Raw genomic sequence first — 16,322 nt, 5'->3', positions numbered from 1 at the left:
GAATTTCGAGTTGCTCTTATAAAGGACGAATGCGGCGGACAAAAAAACCATATCAGGAGGAACTATCATGTCAGTAATTTCAATGAAACAATTACTAGAAGCTGGTGTACATTTCGGTCACCAAACACGTCGTTGGAACCCAAAAATGAAAAAATATATTTTTGTGGAACGTAACGGAATTTATATTATCGACTTACAAAAAACAGTTAAAAAATTAGAAGAGGCTTACGACTTCATGCGCCAAGTTGGCGAAGACGGCGGTAAAGTACTTTTCGTTGGTACTAAAAAACAAGCTCAAGAAGCAATTAAAGAAGAAGCAGAACGTTCAGGTAACTACTATATCAACCAACGTTGGTTAGGTGGTACTCTTACAAACTTCGGTACAATCCAAAAACGTGTTGCACGTTTGAAAGAGATCGAAAGAATGGAAGAGGACGGAACTTTTGAAGTTCTTCCTAAAAAAGAAGTTGTTCAACTTAAAAAACAACACGAACGCCTTGTTAAATTCTTAGGTGGTATCCGTGACATGCACGCTCTACCAGACGTTATGTTTGTTGTAGATCCTCGTAAAGAACGTATTGCAGTAGCGGAAGCTCGCAAATTAAACATTCCGTTAGTAGCAATGGTTGATACAAACTGTGACCCAGATGAAATCGACTACGTTATTCCTTCAAATGACGATGCGATCCGTGCTGTAAAATTAATTACTTCAAAAATGGCAGATGCTTTAATCGAGTCTAAACAAGGCGAAGAAGAAGCAGTTCCAGCTGAAGAGGTTGCAGCTGAGTAATTTCTGATTAAAAAACAGGTGATAAGCGGCTAAACCCTCTTATCACCTTTTTTTGAGAATAATAAAAATAAAGTGGAGCTTTGCTTGCTTTATAAACCAATGAACGCATAATAGAAAACGGCCGTAACTTTTTTGGTAAGCGTACCAATCTATTAAAGCAGAAAGTTGGTTTAATGCTAATTATTGGGGTATTCTTAAATAAACACACAGTGTACTGATGTCTCTTTATTTGCTGGATTATATAATTTAAGGAAATATTGCATTAGCATCTACACCGGACGTTGGACTTAAGTTCCCTATATAGCTGGAATAATTCATGTGAATTTATAAGGAGGAATTTTCAATGGCAGAAGTAACTGCAAAAATGGTTAAAGAATTACGCGAAAAAACTGGTGCTGGTATGATGGATTGTAAAAAAGCATTAGTAAAAGTAGATGGAGATATGGAAGCGGCAATCGACTTCTTACGTGAAAAAGGTCTTTCTTCAGCTGCTAAAAAAGCAGATCGTATCGCAGCAGAAGGTACAACTTATATCGAAGTAAAAGGCAATGACGCTGTACTTTTAGAAGTAAATGCTGAAACAGACTTTGTTGCTAAAAACGAAGGATTCCAAAAATTGGTTAAAGAATTAGCGGATCACTTATTAGCTGCAAAACCAGCTACTCTAGAAGAAGCTATGGATTCAAAAATGGAAAACGGTGCAACTGTTGCTGAACATATTTCCCAAGCAATAGCTACTATCGGTGAAAAAATCACTCTTCGTCGCTTTACAGTTGCTTCAAAAACAGATGCAGATGCATTCGGCGCTTACTTACACATGGGCGGACGTATCGGTGTGTTAGCTGTTCTTGAAGGTACTACTGATGAAAACGTAGGAAGAGATGTTGCAATGCATATTGCTGCATTAAATCCAAAATACATCGCTCATGACCAAGTTTCTGAAGAAGAAATCGCTCATGAACGCAAAGTATTAACTGAACAAGCACTTAACGAAGGTAAACCAGAAAATATCGTAGCAAAAATGGTTGAAGGCCGTCTTCGTAAATATTTCGAAGAAATTTGCGTACTTGACCAAGCATTCGTTAAAAACCCAGATCAAAAAGTGGGCGACTACATCAAATCTGCTGGCGCTACTTTAACTTCTTTCGTGCGCTATGAAGTTGGCGAAGGAATTGAAAAACGCGAAGACAACTTTGCGGAAGAAGTAATGAGCCAAGTAAAAGGCAAATAATATATTCGTATGAATAGCAAAAAAAGTAGGGAGCACATCTTTTTCGTGTTCCCTCTTTTTCAAGAAAAAGCATGATGGAGGTTCCAAAGAGTATGCAGCAGTACAAAAGAGTAGTCATTAAGCTTAGCGGAGAAGCCCTTGCCGGAGAAGAAGGGTTTGGCTTATCTCCTAAAATCGTCAAATCAGTTGCAGAGCAAGTGAAAGATGTAGTAGAGCTTGGAGTAGAAGTAGCATTAGTAGTAGGTGGCGGAAATATTTGGAGAGGCAAAATTGGTGCTGAAATGGGCATGGAACGGGCAAATGCTGATTATATGGGCATGTTGGCCACTGTAATGAATGCTTTAGCATTACAAGATTCACTTGAAAATCTAGATGTACCTACTCGCGTGCAATCATCAATTGTTATGACGCAAGTTGCTGAACCTTATATTCGCAGAAAAGCAGTTCGCCATTTAGAAAAGAAACGTGTTGTCATTTTTGCAGCAGGAACAGGAAATCCTTATTTCTCTACTGATACTACTGCAGCTTTACGTGCAGCTGAGATTAATGCAGATGTCATTTTAATGGCTAAAAATAATGTAGATGGCGTATACTCTGCAGATCCAAGAATAGATACAGAAGCAGTGAAATATGAACAACTAACATACTTAGAAGTTATTCAGCAAGGACTACAAGTAATGGATTCAACAGCATCCACTCTTTGTATGGATAATGATATCCCACTTATTGTGTTCTCTATTACTGAAAACGGTAATATTAAGCGCGCTGTGTTGGGAGAAAACATTGGAACAATCGTGAGGAGGAACCCATAATGTCGAAGGAAGTTTTGGCGAAAGCTGAAGAGAGAATGGACAAAGCAATACAAGCATTTAGCCGCGCACTAGCAACAATTCGTGCAGGCCGTGCAAATGCTTCTTTACTAGACCATGTAAATGTGGAATACTACGGTGCTCCAACACCTATTAATCAGCTTGCTGGCGTCTCTGTGCCAGAAGCACGTCTTCTAGTAATCCAACCATACGATAAATCTGTACTAGGTGAAATTGAAAAAGCTTTATTGAAGTCTGACATCGGCATTACACCAACTAACGATGGTAACGTCATCCGTCTTTCAATTCCTGCTTTAACAGAGGAACGCCGTAAAGATCTTGTGAAACTAGTGAAAAAAGAAGGCGAAGATGCAAAAGTTGCTATTCGTAATGTACGCCGCGACGCAAACGATGATTGCAAAAAACTAGAAAAAAACGGCGAAATTACTGAAGACGATTTGCGTGGATATTCTGAAGATATCCAAAAATTGACTGATGCCAACATTGAAAAAGTAGATCAAATCGCTAAAGAAAAAGAAAGCGAAATCCTATCCGTTTAATCATAGAACCTTGTCTTTTTCAAGGCGTCCTATAACTCAGGGACGTCTTTTTTGTTTTACATGCACCTTATGAAGAAAGCGCATTTAAGTTGATACATAGCTTTCCCTAATACCTATCCATTTAGATTGGCTCTAAGTTTTAGGCTAAGCATCTTTTTTGTTTAGATTAAGGAAATTAATTGTTATTTTTGGTATGATAGAGGAAGTATACGTTCCGATTTGTAAGTTAGTGGAGGATTCTAAATGTTAGATAAATTCGGATGGAAGAAAACTGAAAAAAAAGACCTGTCATTGCAAGCGCAAATGGAACTGATTCAAATGCAAGAGGTGCCAAAGCATATCGCGATTATAATGGATGGTAATGGTCGCTGGGCAAAAAGCCGAGCTTTACCACGCTTTATCGGGCATCGTGAAGGCATGCATAATGTACGTGTGATTACAAAAGCTGCGAACGCCATTGGGGTTGGAGCGATTACACTATATGCTTTTTCTACAGAGAATTGGAAAAGACCATCAACTGAGGTAGATTTCTTAATGCGTTTACCGGAAGAATTTTTGGCTGACTTCCTGCCCGAGTTAATGGAGTTAAATATTCGGGTCGAAATGATTGGCGAAATGGATGGGTTGCCTTCGCATACAAGTCGAGCTGTGCAAAATGCAATGGATAAAACGAAAGATAATACAGGCATGGTGCTTAATTTTGCATTTAATTATGGTAGCCGCAGAGAAATGGTTCTTGCAGTACAAAAGATCGCGAGCCTTGTACAGCAAGGTGAACTTAACATGTCATCAATAACTGAAGAAACAATTTCTGAACAATTAATGACGTCAAGTATTGGGGATCCAGATTTACTAATACGAACAAGCGGTGAATACCGAGTAAGTAACTTTTTATTATGGCAACTCGCATATACGGAGTTCTTTTTTTCTGATATACACTGGCCAGAGTTTAAAGCGGAGCATTTGTACAGTGCAATAATTGATTACCAAAAACGCAATCGCCGTTACGGGGGATTGAAAGGAGAATAATGAAAGTTGAAACAGCGGATTATCACAGCAATTATTGCTGCGCTTTTATTTATTCCATTCGTGGTATACGGAAATTTGCCGTTCACACTATTAGTGTATGTGATGGCAGCGATTGGATTATATGAAGTTTTAAAAATGAGAGGAATAGCTTTACTGTCAGTTCCCGGAATTATTACGTTACTGCTACTATTTGTAGTATTAATGCCGAAACAATGGAGCTTACAACTACAAGAAGCTACTTCTTTTTCGCAAATGGAATACATGTTTATAGCAGCAATTCTATTGCTGATTTATACTGTCTTTGTAAAAAATAGTTTTACCTTTGATGATGTAGGATTCTTGGTAATCAGTGCACTGTATGTAGGAATTGGCTTTCATTACTTCATTACTGCAAGGGTGGAAGGATTGGCATTTGTTGTTTATGCATTGGTCATCGTGTGGACAACGGATTCTGGCGCCTATTTTGTCGGAAGAAAATTAGGCAAACGTAAATTATGGCCGGAAATTTCACCGAATAAGACTGTTGAAGGCTTTTTGGGTGGCATTGTGGTTGCAGTCATTGCAGCTTTAATATTCCAGGCAATTGTAAAGCTAGATTATTCATATGTCACAATTATACTTATTTCCATTGTTGCGTCCATATTTGGCCAGTTAGGGGATTTGGTAGAATCTGCTATTAAACGGCATTATGACGTGAAGGATTCCGGTAAAATCCTTCCTGGACACGGTGGCATTTTGGATCGTTTTGATAGTATCTTATTTGTTTTGCCACTGCTTTATTTTTTACACTTTATTGGTTAAGGGTGATTAGTAGATGAAACGTATCAGTTTATTAGGCGCAACAGGCTCAATTGGATTACAAACATTAGACATTGTGAGGGAACATCCTGATCAATTTTCAATTGTAGCTTTTGCTGCTGGTAAAAATATTGAGCTTACAAAGGAAATAATAAAAGAGTTTAAGCCTAAGTTGGTATCTGTTCAACTAGAGGCGGATGCACAAAAACTTGCAAAAGAATTTCCAGACTCAGAATTCACGTATGGTGCTCAAGGGTTAATAGATGTAGCTACATATACTGACAGCGATATACTATTGAATGCTGTCTTAGGCAGTATTGGACTAGAAGCTACTTTGGCAGCGATCCAGCAAAGAAAAATGATTGCAATTGCGAATAAAGAGACACTTGTCACAGCGGGACATTTGGTCATGAGTGAAGCTAAGAAATACGGTGCACCGATTTTGCCTGTAGATAGTGAGCACTCAGCACTTTGGCAATCAATGCAGGGTGAAAATCCAAAAACTGTCTCAAGACTTATCTTAACGGCTTCTGGCGGTAGTTTTAGAGATCAAACACGTGATGAATTGGAGAATGTTACAGTTAAAGAAGCTCTAAATCATCCAAATTGGTCTATGGGAGCAAAAATTACAATTGATTCTGCTACATTGATGAATAAAGGTTTGGAAGTCATTGAAGCAGCGGTGTTGTATGATATGCCATACGATAAAATTGACGTATTAATCCATCGAGAAAGCATTATTCACTCGATGGTTGAATATCATGATACAAGTGTGATGGCACAGTTAGGTACACCGGACATGCGTACACCAATCCAATATGCTTTAAGTTATCCAGATAGGTTGCCGCGCTCTAATGCAGAAAGACTGGATTTAGCGAAAATCTCTCAACTGCACTTTGAAAATGTTGACTTAAAGCGTTTCCGCTGCCTTGATTTTGCTTATCAAGCAGGTCGGATGGGAGGCTCTATTTTAACAGTTATGAACGCTGCGAACGAAGCAGCAGTAGGTGCCTTCTTACAAGGAAAGATCAAGTTTCTTGAAATAGAAGACATCATCGACAGAATGATGAACCAACATGAGAATATTAGCAACCCAGATTTAGAAACTATTTTACAAGTAGATAAAGAAACGAGAAAAACGATTCAAACCATGCTAAAATAGCAATAGTAATTTTATAATGCATAAAAAGGTGGGATTACATGCAATCAATCATTGCATTTATTGTGGTATTCGGTTCCATCGTGTTTTTCCATGAACTTGGTCATTTCATCTTCGCAAAGCGTTCAGGCATATTAGTGCGTGAGTTTGCAATTGGTTTTGGTCCTAAAATAATAGGGATCAATAAAGGCGAGACATTATATACTGTTCGTCTATTGCCAATGGGTGGTTATGTCCGTATGGCGGGAGACGATGCAGATGTCATTGAATTGCAACCAGGTTATCGTATTGGAATGCTTCTAAACAATCAAAACGAAGTAACTAAAATCGTTTTAAATCAAAACAAACAATTGCCGGACATGCTCTTTTTAGAAGTAGAAAAGGCAGACCTTCAAAAAGAATTATGGGTAGAAGGTTATGACGAAGATGAAAAACTTGTCCGTTACCATATTGCCCGAAATGCAGTAATTGAAGAAAATGGCAGCGAGCTGATCATTGCTCCATACGACCGCCAGTTTAATTCAAAATCGGTCGGCAAACGTGCGATGACTATTTTTGCAGGTCCGTTGTTTAATTTTATTTTATCTGTTTTCATTTTTATCATTATTGCTTTTATTACAGGTGTACCGACGTATGAACCTGTAATAGCGGGTGTTGTAAAAGACAGCCCAGCAGCTGTAGCAGGGATGCAAAAGGGAGATGTTGTGACATCCATTGATGGCAAATCAATTGATTCATGGCAAGAACTTTCAGATGCCATCCAAAAAAATCCAAAGAAGGATCTAACGTTGGATGTAACACGTGGGGATTCTCATAAAACTCTTACAGTGACGCCAGAAAAGAAAGATATTGAAGGACAGTCAATCGGTCAAATTGGGGTACAATATCAAAGCCCTGTCGAAAAGAATCCAGTCAAAGCATTATTGTTCGGATTCACTGAGACCTACCACTGGATTATCAAAATATTTACGATACTAGGCGCCTTAATAACTGGCGGTTTTACGATTGATGCCTTGTCAGGCCCTGTCGGTATCTATAAGGCAACTGAAGAAGTGGCTAAATATGGTGTTGTCAATATTATGAATTGGGCTGCAGTATTAAGTATTAACTTAGGAATTATGAACTTGCTTCCACTACCTGCTCTAGATGGAGGACGCTTACTATTCTTCGGATTTGAAGCATTACGTGGCAAACCTGTCGATCGTCAAAAAGAGGGCATGGTTCATTTCGTAGGGATCGTTTTATTAATGATTCTTATGATTGCTGTAACTTGGAATGATATTCAACGCTTTTTCTTTTAGCGTATTAAATAGAGTTTCGATATAATAGACAATTAAACAGAGCTCAAAGTGAGGTTAAATCATGAAACAAAGTAAAACATTTATACCAACTTTGCGCGAAATACCTGCTGATGCTGACGCCTTGTCGCATCAGCTCTTATTACGTGCGGGTTTTATCCGTCAACATGCGAGTGGAGTATATTCATATCTGCCACTAGGTTTTAAAGTGTTGCAAAAAATAGAAGAAATAGTTCGTGAAGAAATGAATGAAGCTGGCGCTGTTGAATTGTTATTGCCATCCTTGCAACAAGCTGAGTTATGGCAAGAATCCGGCCGCTGGGATGCTTATGGACCAGAGCTTATGCGTTTAACTGATCGTCACGAACGACCTTTCGCTTTAGGGCCAACACATGAAGAGGTAATTACTTCATTAGTACGTGATGAAATAAATTCTTATAAAAAGCTGCCTTTGACTTTATATCAAATTCAAACAAAATTCCGGGATGAAAAGCGCCCACGTTTTGGATTACTACGCGGTCGAGAATTTATCATGAAGGATGCATACTCCTTCCATTCAACTAATGAAAGCCTTGATGAAACCTACCAGGATATGGTGAAAGCTTATACAAACATTTTTACTCGTTTAGGATTGAATTTCCGTGCTGTAATAGCTGACTCCGGATCAATTGGTGGCACGGACACACATGAATTTATGGTGCTGTCTGAAATAGGAGAAGATACGATCGCATATTCAGATGAAACTGATTACGCGGCAAATATAGAAATGGCAGAAGTGAATGTTGAATACACGCATTCAGATGAAGAGATGGGTACACTGGAAAAAGTGGAAACGCCAGATCAAAGAACAATAGAAGAAGTAGCAAACTATTTAGAAGTTTCTCAGGAGCAATGTATTAAAACACTTGTTTTTAATGTTGATGATGAATTAATAGTGGTTCTTTCTCGTGGAGACCATGAGATTAATGAAATAAAATTAAAACATGCACTAAATGCAGAGTCAGTGGAACTTGCTGAGGAACAAGCTGTATTTGAATTATTAAATTGTCATGTGGGATCACTTGGACCTGTTAAACTGCCGGTCAACGTGAAAGTAATAGCCGACCATGGAATTAAATCAATTCGCAATGGTGTTTGTGGTGCAAACGAAGACGGCTTCCACTACAAAAATGTAAACCCAGGAAGAGATTTTGCTATTGACCATTTTGAGGATATCCGGTTTATCCAAGTAGGTGACCCTACACCTGATGGACAAGGAACAATCAAATTTGCTGAAGGTATTGAAGTAGGTCATGTCTTTAAATTAGGTACAAAATACAGTGATGCAATGAATGCAGGCTTCTTAGACGAGAATGGACGTAAGCAACCATTTATCATGGGGTGTTATGGAATCGGTGTTTCTAGATTACTAGCAGCAGTTGCAGAGCAATTCCAAGATAACTATGGCTTTATGTGGCCGAAACAAATTGCGCCATATGATATTCATCTCATCTCAGTTAATGAAAAAGATGAAGCGCAAAAAACATTGACAGATGATCTTTATAAATTGCTTCGTTCTTATCGTTATGATGTATTATATGACGACCGAAAAGAACGAGCTGGCGTTAAATTTGCGGATGCGGATTTAATTGGCTTGCCTGTGCGTGTCACAGTAGGCAAAAAAGCTTCTGAGGGTATCGTTGAAGTGAAATTCCGCCAATCTGGTGAAACGTTTGAATGGGCAAAAGAAGAATTGGTGGATCGTTTGAACAACTTCTTTCATGCCGAATAGTAGTATGTGACTTGCGTTTTAGGGAGAAAGTACAATTTGTACTTTCTTTTCTTTGTTTCAAAGAGTGTTAATAAAATTTAACAAAGAGGTGAAATGATGGCTAACGAACAGGATGCAAGACAAAGATTTCAATTGCTCTTGCAACAAATCAATATGACGGAAGATGTGGTTATGCCATTTTTTGAATCAGCTGAGCTAGAACGCTTAACTGTGCATAAAAAAGACAAAGTTTGGCGTTTTTCAATAAAGCTTCCGCATATATTGCCGTTTCAACTGCTACGCGATTTCCAAATGCGTTTAAAACAAGCTTTTTCATCTATCGCAGATATTCAGATAACAATTGAAGCAACAAACCAACAGTTAACACAAGATTTAATTTCTGATTATTGGTTGATGATTGTAGAAGAAATAGACGAAATGTCCCCTCCGCTTCGTGAAGGTCTTGCGAAGCAGCTCCCAGAATGGAATGGGCAGAAGATTATGCTCAATTGTCAGCATGAGTTTCAATTAATGACATTGAAGTCAAAATATGCAGATGTATTATCCATGACCTATAAAAAGTATGGGTTTCCTCATATGGCCGTTGATTTTCAGTTAGTCGAATCGACTGAGGACTTGGCAGAACAGCAACGCCAGTTCCTAGAACAACGGCAACAAGAAGAGATAGCCTTTGCAAAGCAAGCTGTTATGGATATGCAAAAACGTGAGAAAGAGCGTCAGCAAAATCCTGAGGGAGTGGATTTATCCGATAGACCATTCCAACTAGGGGTTCCTATTAAGCACGATGAACCGATTATGGACATTCATCAGATACAAGATGAAGAACGGCGTGTAGTAATCGAAGGATATGTATTTGATGCGGAGGTCAAAGAATTAAGAAGTGGACGATCACTTCTTACATTGAAAATGACTGATTACACAGATTCTATCTTAGTCAAGATGTTCTCTCGCGATAAAGAAGATGCAGCCTTGATGCAATGTGCAAAAAAAGGAATGTGGCTAAAAGTACGCGGCTCTGTGCAAAACGATACATTTGTCAGAGATTTAATTGTCATGGCCCAGGATATGGTAGAGATTAAACCCGTTTTGAAGAAGGATCACGCAAAAGAAGGCGAAAAACGTGTTGAGCTTCATCTACATACGCCAATGAGTCAGATGGATGCAGTATCTTCAGTAGATGCTCTTGTCGGTCAAGCTGCAAAGTGGGGGCATGAAGCGATTGCCATTACAGATCATGCAATCGTCCAATCTTTCCCTGATGCCTATAATGCTGGAAAAAAACATGGGATAAAGATTATCTATGGATTAGAGGCAAATTTAGTGGATGATGGCGTACCTATAGCATATGATGAACAACATCGTCTACTAGAAGACGACACTTATGTTGTTTTTGACGTAGAAACAACTGGGTTATCTGCAGCATATGACACTATCATTGAGCTGGCAGCCGTAAAAATCCGAAATGGTGAAGTAATAGACAAGTTTGAAAGCTTTGCGAACCCTCATCATCCACTGTCAACAACAACAATAGAGTTAACAGGTATTACGGATGATATGGTCAGAAACGCTCCAGAAGTGACTGATATGATTAAAGAGTTCCATGCTTTTATTGGTGACACCATCGTAGTAGCACATAATGCATCTTTTGATATAGGCTTTTTATATGAAGCTTATAAGAAAGCGGGTGTTGATGAGTTTCATCACCCTGTAATCGATACATTAGAGCTGGCCCGTTTCTTGCATCCGGAGCTTAAGAACCACCGTTTAAATACATTGTGTAAAAAATTCGGCATTGAATTAACACAGCACCACCGCGCTATTTATGATACAGAAGCAACGGGATACCTATTACTTCATTTATTAAAAGAAGCAGATGCAAAAGGTATCGCATATCATGATGATTTTAATAAATATATCGGTGAAGGAGATTCTTACAAAAGGGCACGTCCAACACATTGTACACTCCTCGCTGTTGATAACGACGGTTTGAAAAATTTATTTAAACTTGTCAGCGAATCACATGTCAATACATTTTATCGTGTACCCCGAATCAAACGGTCGTCGCTTCAACGGTTGCGGAAAGGTTTACTAGTAGGTAGTGCCTGCGATAAGGGTGAGTTTTTTACAGCTGTCATGCAAAAGTCTATGGAAGAAGCGATGGAAGTAGCGAAGTTTTATGACTATTTAGAAGTCCATCCAAAAGGAGTATATTCTCCGCTTATCGAAGCAGAGCTAATACGAGATGAATGGAATTTAGAAGATATTATACGAAAAATCGTTAAAATCGGTAAAAAATTAGGCAAACCTGTAGTTGTAACAGGAAACGTTCATTATTTGACTGAAAATGATGCGATTTTCCGGCAAGTGCTCGTTCGTTCTCAAGGTGGAGCTAACCCACTAAATCGCTATAAATTGCCAGCAGTTCATTTTAGAACTACAGATGAAATGCTAGAAGACTTTGCTTTTTTGGGAGCAGATGTGGCAAAAGAGATTGTCGTAACCAACTCCCAAAAAATCGCCAATATGATTGGTGATGTTGTGCCAGTTAAAGATGAGCTATACACACCAAAAATTGAAGGTGCTGACCAGACAGTACGTGAAATGACGTATAAAATGGCTCATCAAATATATGGTGAAACGCTACCGGAAATAGTTGAAGCCAGATTAGAAAAAGAATTAGGTTCTATCATTGGCCATGGCTTTGCGGTTATCTATTTAATCTCACATAAGCTGGTAAAAAAATCATTGATTGATGGCTATTTAGTGGGCTCCCGGGGCTCCGTAGGCTCTTCGCTTGTAGCGGCTATGATGGAGATTACAGAAGTAAATGCATTGCCTCCACACTATATTTGCCCGAACTGCAAGCAATCAGAATTCTTTAACGATGGCTCTGTTGGCTCAGGATTTGACTTGCCGAACAAAGATTGCCCGTCGTGCGGAACTTCCTATAAAAAGGATGGACACGACATACCTTTCGAAACATTCCTTGGGTTTAAAGGGGATAAGGTGCCTGATATTGACTTGAACTTTAGTGGTCATTATCAACCACGGGCACATAACTATACTAAAATATTGTTTGGAGAAGATTATGCATATCGTGCCGGAACTATTGGTACAGTTGCCGAGAAAACGGCTTATGGCTATGTAAAAGGCTACGCATCAGACAACAATTTAAATTTTAGAGGTGCAGAAGTGGATCGGCTTGTCCAAGGATGCACAGGCGTCAAAAGAACAACCGGTCAACACCCAGGCGGCATTATAGTCGTACCTAACTATATGGATATCTTTGATTTTTCACCATTCCAATATCCTGCTGATGCGCAAGATTCTGAATGGAAAACAACTCATTTTGATTTCCACTCTATTCATGATAATATACTGAAACTGGATATTTTGGGACACGATGATCCGACTGTTATCCGTATGCTACTTGATTTAACAGGAATTGATCCCAAATCTATTCCGACAGATGATCCTGAAGTAATGAAAATATTTACAGGTCCAGAATCGTTAGGCATTACGCCCGAGCAAATTAACTGTAAAACCGGTACATTAGGCATTCCAGAGTTTGGTACGAGATTTGTACGGCAAATGTTAGAAGAAACGAAACCGTCTACGTTCTCTGAGCTTGTTCAAATTTCTGGGTTATCACACGGGACAGATGTATGGCTCGGAAATGCAAGTGAGCTAATAGAAAATGGTACTTGTGTGTTATCGGAAGTAATCGGCTGCCGAGATGACATCATGGTGTATTTAATTTACCAAGGACTAGAACCATCGTTAGCATTTAAAATTATGGAGAGTGTGCGTAAAGGGAAAGGGCTAACAGAAGACATGGAAGCAGCAATGCGGAAAGAAAGTGTTCCGGAGTGGTACATTGATTCATGTAAAAAGATAAAATATATGTTCCCTAAAGCGCATGCTGCCGCATATGTATTAATGGCTGTTAGAATTGCCTATTTTAAAGTGCATTTTCCGATTGTATACTATTGTGCATATTTCTCAGTCCGTGCAGACGATTTCGATTTAATCGCTATGGTCAATGGTTCACAAATGATAAAATCACGCATTGAAGAAATCGAAAGCAAAGGTTTGGATGCTTCTCCAAAAGAGAAAAACTTGTTGACTGTTTTAGAACTAGCGCTTGAAATGTGCGAAAGAGGTATGGCGTTCCAGAAGGTAGATTTATACAAATCAAAGGCAACGGAGTTTGTTATAGAAGGCCAGACGTTAATTCCGCCATTTAATGCGATTCCAGGCTTAGGGAATAACGTGGCATATGCTATTGTCAAGGCAAGAGAAGATGGTGAATTTCTTTCAAAAGAAGATTTACAAATTCGAGGTCGTGTTTCCAAGACATTGATTGAGTATATGGATAAATTGGGCTGCTTAGAAGGAATGCCAGATGCCAACCAGCTGTCCCTCTTCTAGCCCTAGTTGCATTCAAGGTGCGATTGTGTTATAATTTAGACAATTATTTGTTGATAGAACGACAGCAAAAGAGTGGGATATCCCGCTCTTTTCTCTTGTTATGACAACAAACTTTAGTCAGGAGGATTGTATGAGCAAGGTTACAACAGAAGTGGAACAATTAGTAACACCAATAGTAGAAAGCCTGAACCTTGAATTAGTCGAGATTGAATTTGTGAAAGAAGGCAGAGAATGGTTTCTACGCGTTTATGTGGATACTCCTGAAGGAAGCATAGATATAGAACAATGCGCACAAGTAAGCGAATTGTTGAGTGAGAAACTGGATGAAGTGGACCCGATTGAACAAAATTACTTTTTGGAAGTTTCCTCACCAGGAGCGGAACGTCCATTAAAAAAAGAAGCGGATTTTGTAAAAGCAGTTAATCAGTTTGTGCATATAAAATCATATGAGCCGATTAATGGCATGAAGGAATTTGAAGGTTATCTAGAATCTTACACAGATGAAGGCGCTGAGCTTGCAGTAAAAATTAAAACTAGAAAAATAAAAGTTCTCATACCGAAAGATAAAATTGCCAAAGCCCGTTTAGCAATTGACTTTTCAGCAGAACGTTAACTTAGGAGTGAAATTGGACAATGAGTAAGGAATTAGTCGGTGCGTTCGCTGCACTTGAAGCAAAAGGTATCTCAAAAGATGTCATCGTTGAGGCGATTGAAGCGGCACTCATTAATGCGTATAAAAAGAACTTCAATCAAGCGGCAAATGTCCGTGTAGATTTAAACTTAGATAAAGGCTCAGTACGTTTGTTTACACGTAAAGACGTTGTAGAAGAAGATGATATAGAAGACGATCACCTACAAATTTCTATAGAAGAAGCGCAGAAAATTAACCCGGCTTATGAAATTGGGGATGTAGTGGAAGAAGAAGAAACACCGCGCAATTTTGGTCGTATTGCAGCTACAACTGCTAAACAAATTGTGACACAACGTTTCCGTGAAGCAGAACGCGGTATTGTCTATGAAGAGTATGTAGACCGTGCTGATGACATTATGAACGGTGTAGTCGAACGTTTAGATCCTCGTAATATCTATGTGGGAATTGGCAAAATTGAAGCGGTTCTTCCGCAAAGCGAGCAAATTCCTGGTGAAGTATATAAACCGCATGATCGGATAAAAGTATATATTACAAAAGTAGAACGCACATCCCGTGGACCACAAGTATTCGTTTCACGTACGCATCCTGGATTGCTACGTCGTCTATTTGAACTTGAAGTGCCGGAAATTTTTGAAGGCACAGTAGAAATTAAATCGATTGCCCGCGAAGCAGGCGACCGTTCTAAAATTTCGGTTGTGGCACATAACGAAGAAGTGGATCCTGTGGGTTCATGCGTTGGTGCAAAAGGAGCGCGCGTACAAACGATTGTCAATGAACTACACGGCGAAAAAATCGATATCGTTGAGTGGTCTGAGGATCCAGTGGTATTTGTAGCAAATGCACTAAGCCCTTCACAAGTACTAGATGTCCAAGTAAATGAAGAAGAAAAATCTACTACAGTTGTTGTGCCAGATTACCAGTTGTCTCTAGCAATCGGTAAACGTGGTCAAAACGCAAGATTAGCAGCTAAATTAACTGGCTGGAAAATCGATATTAAAAGCGAAACAGATGCGACTGAATTAGGCATTTATCCACGTTCAGAAGAGCAAATTGTCCAAACTGCTGATATCTATGAACAAGAGATAGATGAAGAGCCACTAGAAGAAATTGAAGTGGATCTATACAAAGAAGACTAACAAGGGATTTTGACGTCAGTGTCTTCAATTAACCCAAATGTCAAAAGAAAGGTGAATTCTGATGCCGACCAATCGTAAAATACCTTTGAGAAAATGTATTGCTACCGGAGAGATGTTTCCGAAAAAAGAAATGATTCGCGTGGTCCGTTCCAAAGAAGGAGAAGTAACTGTTGATCCGACTGGAAAAAAATCGGGGCGCGGCGCATATGTTTCGAAATCGGCTACAGCGATTCAAGCCGCAAAAGATAAAAATGTGTTTGAACGCCAACTTCAAGTGGAAATTCCAGCACATATATACGATGATCTATTAGCAATTGTTCAAAAGGAAACTCGAATATGAATCAAGAACAAGCAATTTTAAATTTGCTAGGTATAGCCGCAAGCGCACGCAAGGTGGTAACCGGCGAAGAACAGGTAGTAAAAGAAGTAAGAAATCAGCAAGCTAAGCTGGTTATTTTATCGACAGATGCTTCGAAAAATACTAGAAAGAAGCTAACCGATAAATGCCATTCTTTTCACGTTGAGCTACACGAATTTTCAACAAGGGATGTTCTCGGACACGCCCTTGGTAGGGAGGCGAGAGTTTCCGTAGCAATAATGGACAGCGGTTTTGCAAGAAAGCTGTCTCAGCTACTCAACGAAATCTAACCGGGGGTGA

The 16,322-nt window shown here is 39.1% G+C and carries 14 protein-coding genes; all 14 read left to right on the top strand.

Annotated elements, in window-relative coordinates; all coding sequences use genetic code 11:
- Positions 1–67: 67 nt before the first annotated feature.
- Entirely contained in the window at positions 68–790 is a 723-nt protein-coding gene (gene rpsB, locus RST01_RS03620) for a 30S ribosomal protein S2 (RefSeq protein ID WP_066785674.1), read from the top strand.
- 343 nt (positions 791–1,133) lie between these two features.
- A complete protein-coding gene (tsf, locus tag RST01_RS03615; RefSeq protein WP_066785683.1) occupies positions 1,134–2,021 on the top strand; it encodes a translation elongation factor Ts in 888 nt (295 codons plus the stop codon).
- A 74-nt stretch (positions 2,022–2,095) separates the two neighbouring features.
- Complete coding sequence (gene pyrH / locus RST01_RS03610; protein WP_066785685.1) at positions 2,096–2,833, top strand: UMP kinase; 738 nt, start codon at positions 2,096–2,098, stop codon at positions 2,831–2,833.
- Positions 2,833–3,390 (top strand): ribosome recycling factor, encoded by a 558-nt coding sequence (frr, locus tag RST01_RS03605; protein ID WP_147194113.1) that lies wholly within the window; start codon positions 2,833–2,835, stop codon positions 3,388–3,390. Before pyrH ends, frr begins: the two co-directional genes overlap by 1 nt.
- A gap of 243 nt (positions 3,391–3,633) precedes the next feature.
- Entirely contained in the window at positions 3,634–4,419 is a 786-nt protein-coding gene (gene uppS / locus RST01_RS03600; RefSeq protein ID WP_147194111.1) for an undecaprenyl pyrophosphate synthase, read from the top strand.
- A gap of 6 nt (positions 4,420–4,425) precedes the next feature.
- Positions 4,426–5,220, top strand: coding sequence for a phosphatidate cytidylyltransferase (locus RST01_RS03595; protein ID WP_147194109.1), 795 nt, complete (start codon positions 4,426–4,428; stop codon positions 5,218–5,220).
- A 13-nt stretch (positions 5,221–5,233) separates the two neighbouring features.
- Positions 5,234–6,379: a 1-deoxy-D-xylulose-5-phosphate reductoisomerase gene (dxr, locus tag RST01_RS03590; RefSeq protein ID WP_147194107.1), complete on the top strand. Its 1,146-nt coding sequence runs from the start codon at positions 5,234–5,236 to the stop codon at positions 6,377–6,379.
- A 38-nt stretch (positions 6,380–6,417) separates the two neighbouring features.
- Positions 6,418–7,677 (top strand): RIP metalloprotease RseP, encoded by a 1,260-nt coding sequence (gene rseP, locus RST01_RS03585; protein WP_066785698.1) that lies wholly within the window; start codon positions 6,418–6,420, stop codon positions 7,675–7,677.
- Positions 7,678–7,738: 61 nt separating this feature from the next.
- Positions 7,739–9,445, top strand: coding sequence for a proline--tRNA ligase (locus RST01_RS03580; protein ID WP_147194105.1), 1,707 nt, complete (start codon positions 7,739–7,741; stop codon positions 9,443–9,445).
- A gap of 96 nt (positions 9,446–9,541) precedes the next feature.
- On the top strand, positions 9,542–13,876 hold the full coding sequence (locus tag RST01_RS03575) for a PolC-type DNA polymerase III (RefSeq protein ID WP_147194102.1): 4,335 nt from the start codon (positions 9,542–9,544) through the stop codon (positions 13,874–13,876).
- 130 nt (positions 13,877–14,006) lie between these two features.
- Complete coding sequence (rimP, locus tag RST01_RS03570; protein WP_066785707.1) at positions 14,007–14,489, top strand: ribosome maturation factor RimP; 483 nt, start codon at positions 14,007–14,009, stop codon at positions 14,487–14,489.
- Positions 14,490–14,509: 20 nt separating this feature from the next.
- Positions 14,510–15,664, top strand: coding sequence for a transcription termination factor NusA (nusA, locus tag RST01_RS03565; RefSeq protein ID WP_066785709.1), 1,155 nt, complete (start codon positions 14,510–14,512; stop codon positions 15,662–15,664).
- A gap of 61 nt (positions 15,665–15,725) precedes the next feature.
- A complete protein-coding gene (gene rnpM / locus RST01_RS03560) occupies positions 15,726–16,004 on the top strand; it encodes an RNase P modulator RnpM (RefSeq protein WP_066785711.1) in 279 nt (92 codons plus the stop codon).
- Positions 16,001–16,312: a YlxQ family RNA-binding protein gene (locus tag RST01_RS03555; RefSeq protein ID WP_066785714.1), complete on the top strand. Its 312-nt coding sequence runs from the start codon at positions 16,001–16,003 to the stop codon at positions 16,310–16,312. The genes rnpM and RST01_RS03555 overlap by 4 nt, the downstream gene beginning before the upstream one ends.
- Positions 16,313–16,322: the final 10 nt, after the last annotated feature.

It is taken from the genome of Rummeliibacillus stabekisii (assembly GCF_007988965.1).
Taxonomy (GTDB): domain Bacteria; phylum Bacillota; class Bacilli; order Bacillales_A; family Planococcaceae; genus Rummeliibacillus; species Rummeliibacillus stabekisii.
This window is presented reverse-complemented; position numbering and strand designations above follow the sequence as displayed.

Bases quoted from the DNA above. Each gene is read 5' to 3' on its own strand.
- rimP (WP_066785707.1), top strand. From the start codon at position 14,007: ATGAGCAAGGTTACAACAGAAGTGGAACAATTAGTAACACCAATAGTA.
- nusA (WP_066785709.1), top strand. From the start codon at position 14,510: ATGAGTAAGGAATTAGTCGGTGCGTTCGCTGCACTTGAAGCAAAAGGT.
- RST01_RS03575 (WP_147194102.1), top strand. From the start codon at position 9,542: ATGGCTAACGAACAGGATGCAAGACAAAGATTTCAATTGCTCTTGCAA.
- dxr (WP_147194107.1), top strand. From the start codon at position 5,234: ATGAAACGTATCAGTTTATTAGGCGCAACAGGCTCAATTGGATTACAA.
- rpsB (WP_066785674.1), top strand. From the start codon at position 68: ATGTCAGTAATTTCAATGAAACAATTACTAGAAGCTGGTGTACATTTC.
- rnpM (WP_066785711.1), top strand. From the start codon at position 15,726: ATGCCGACCAATCGTAAAATACCTTTGAGAAAATGTATTGCTACCGGA.
- uppS (WP_147194111.1), top strand. From the start codon at position 3,634: ATGTTAGATAAATTCGGATGGAAGAAAACTGAAAAAAAAGACCTGTCA.
- pyrH (WP_066785685.1), top strand. From the start codon at position 2,096: ATGGAGGTTCCAAAGAGTATGCAGCAGTACAAAAGAGTAGTCATTAAG.
- tsf (WP_066785683.1), top strand. From the start codon at position 1,134: ATGGCAGAAGTAACTGCAAAAATGGTTAAAGAATTACGCGAAAAAACT.
- RST01_RS03580 (WP_147194105.1), top strand. From the start codon at position 7,739: ATGAAACAAAGTAAAACATTTATACCAACTTTGCGCGAAATACCTGCT.
- frr (WP_147194113.1), top strand. From the start codon at position 2,833: ATGTCGAAGGAAGTTTTGGCGAAAGCTGAAGAGAGAATGGACAAAGCA.
- rseP (WP_066785698.1), top strand. From the start codon at position 6,418: ATGCAATCAATCATTGCATTTATTGTGGTATTCGGTTCCATCGTGTTT.
- RST01_RS03555 (WP_066785714.1), top strand. From the start codon at position 16,001: ATGAATCAAGAACAAGCAATTTTAAATTTGCTAGGTATAGCCGCAAGC.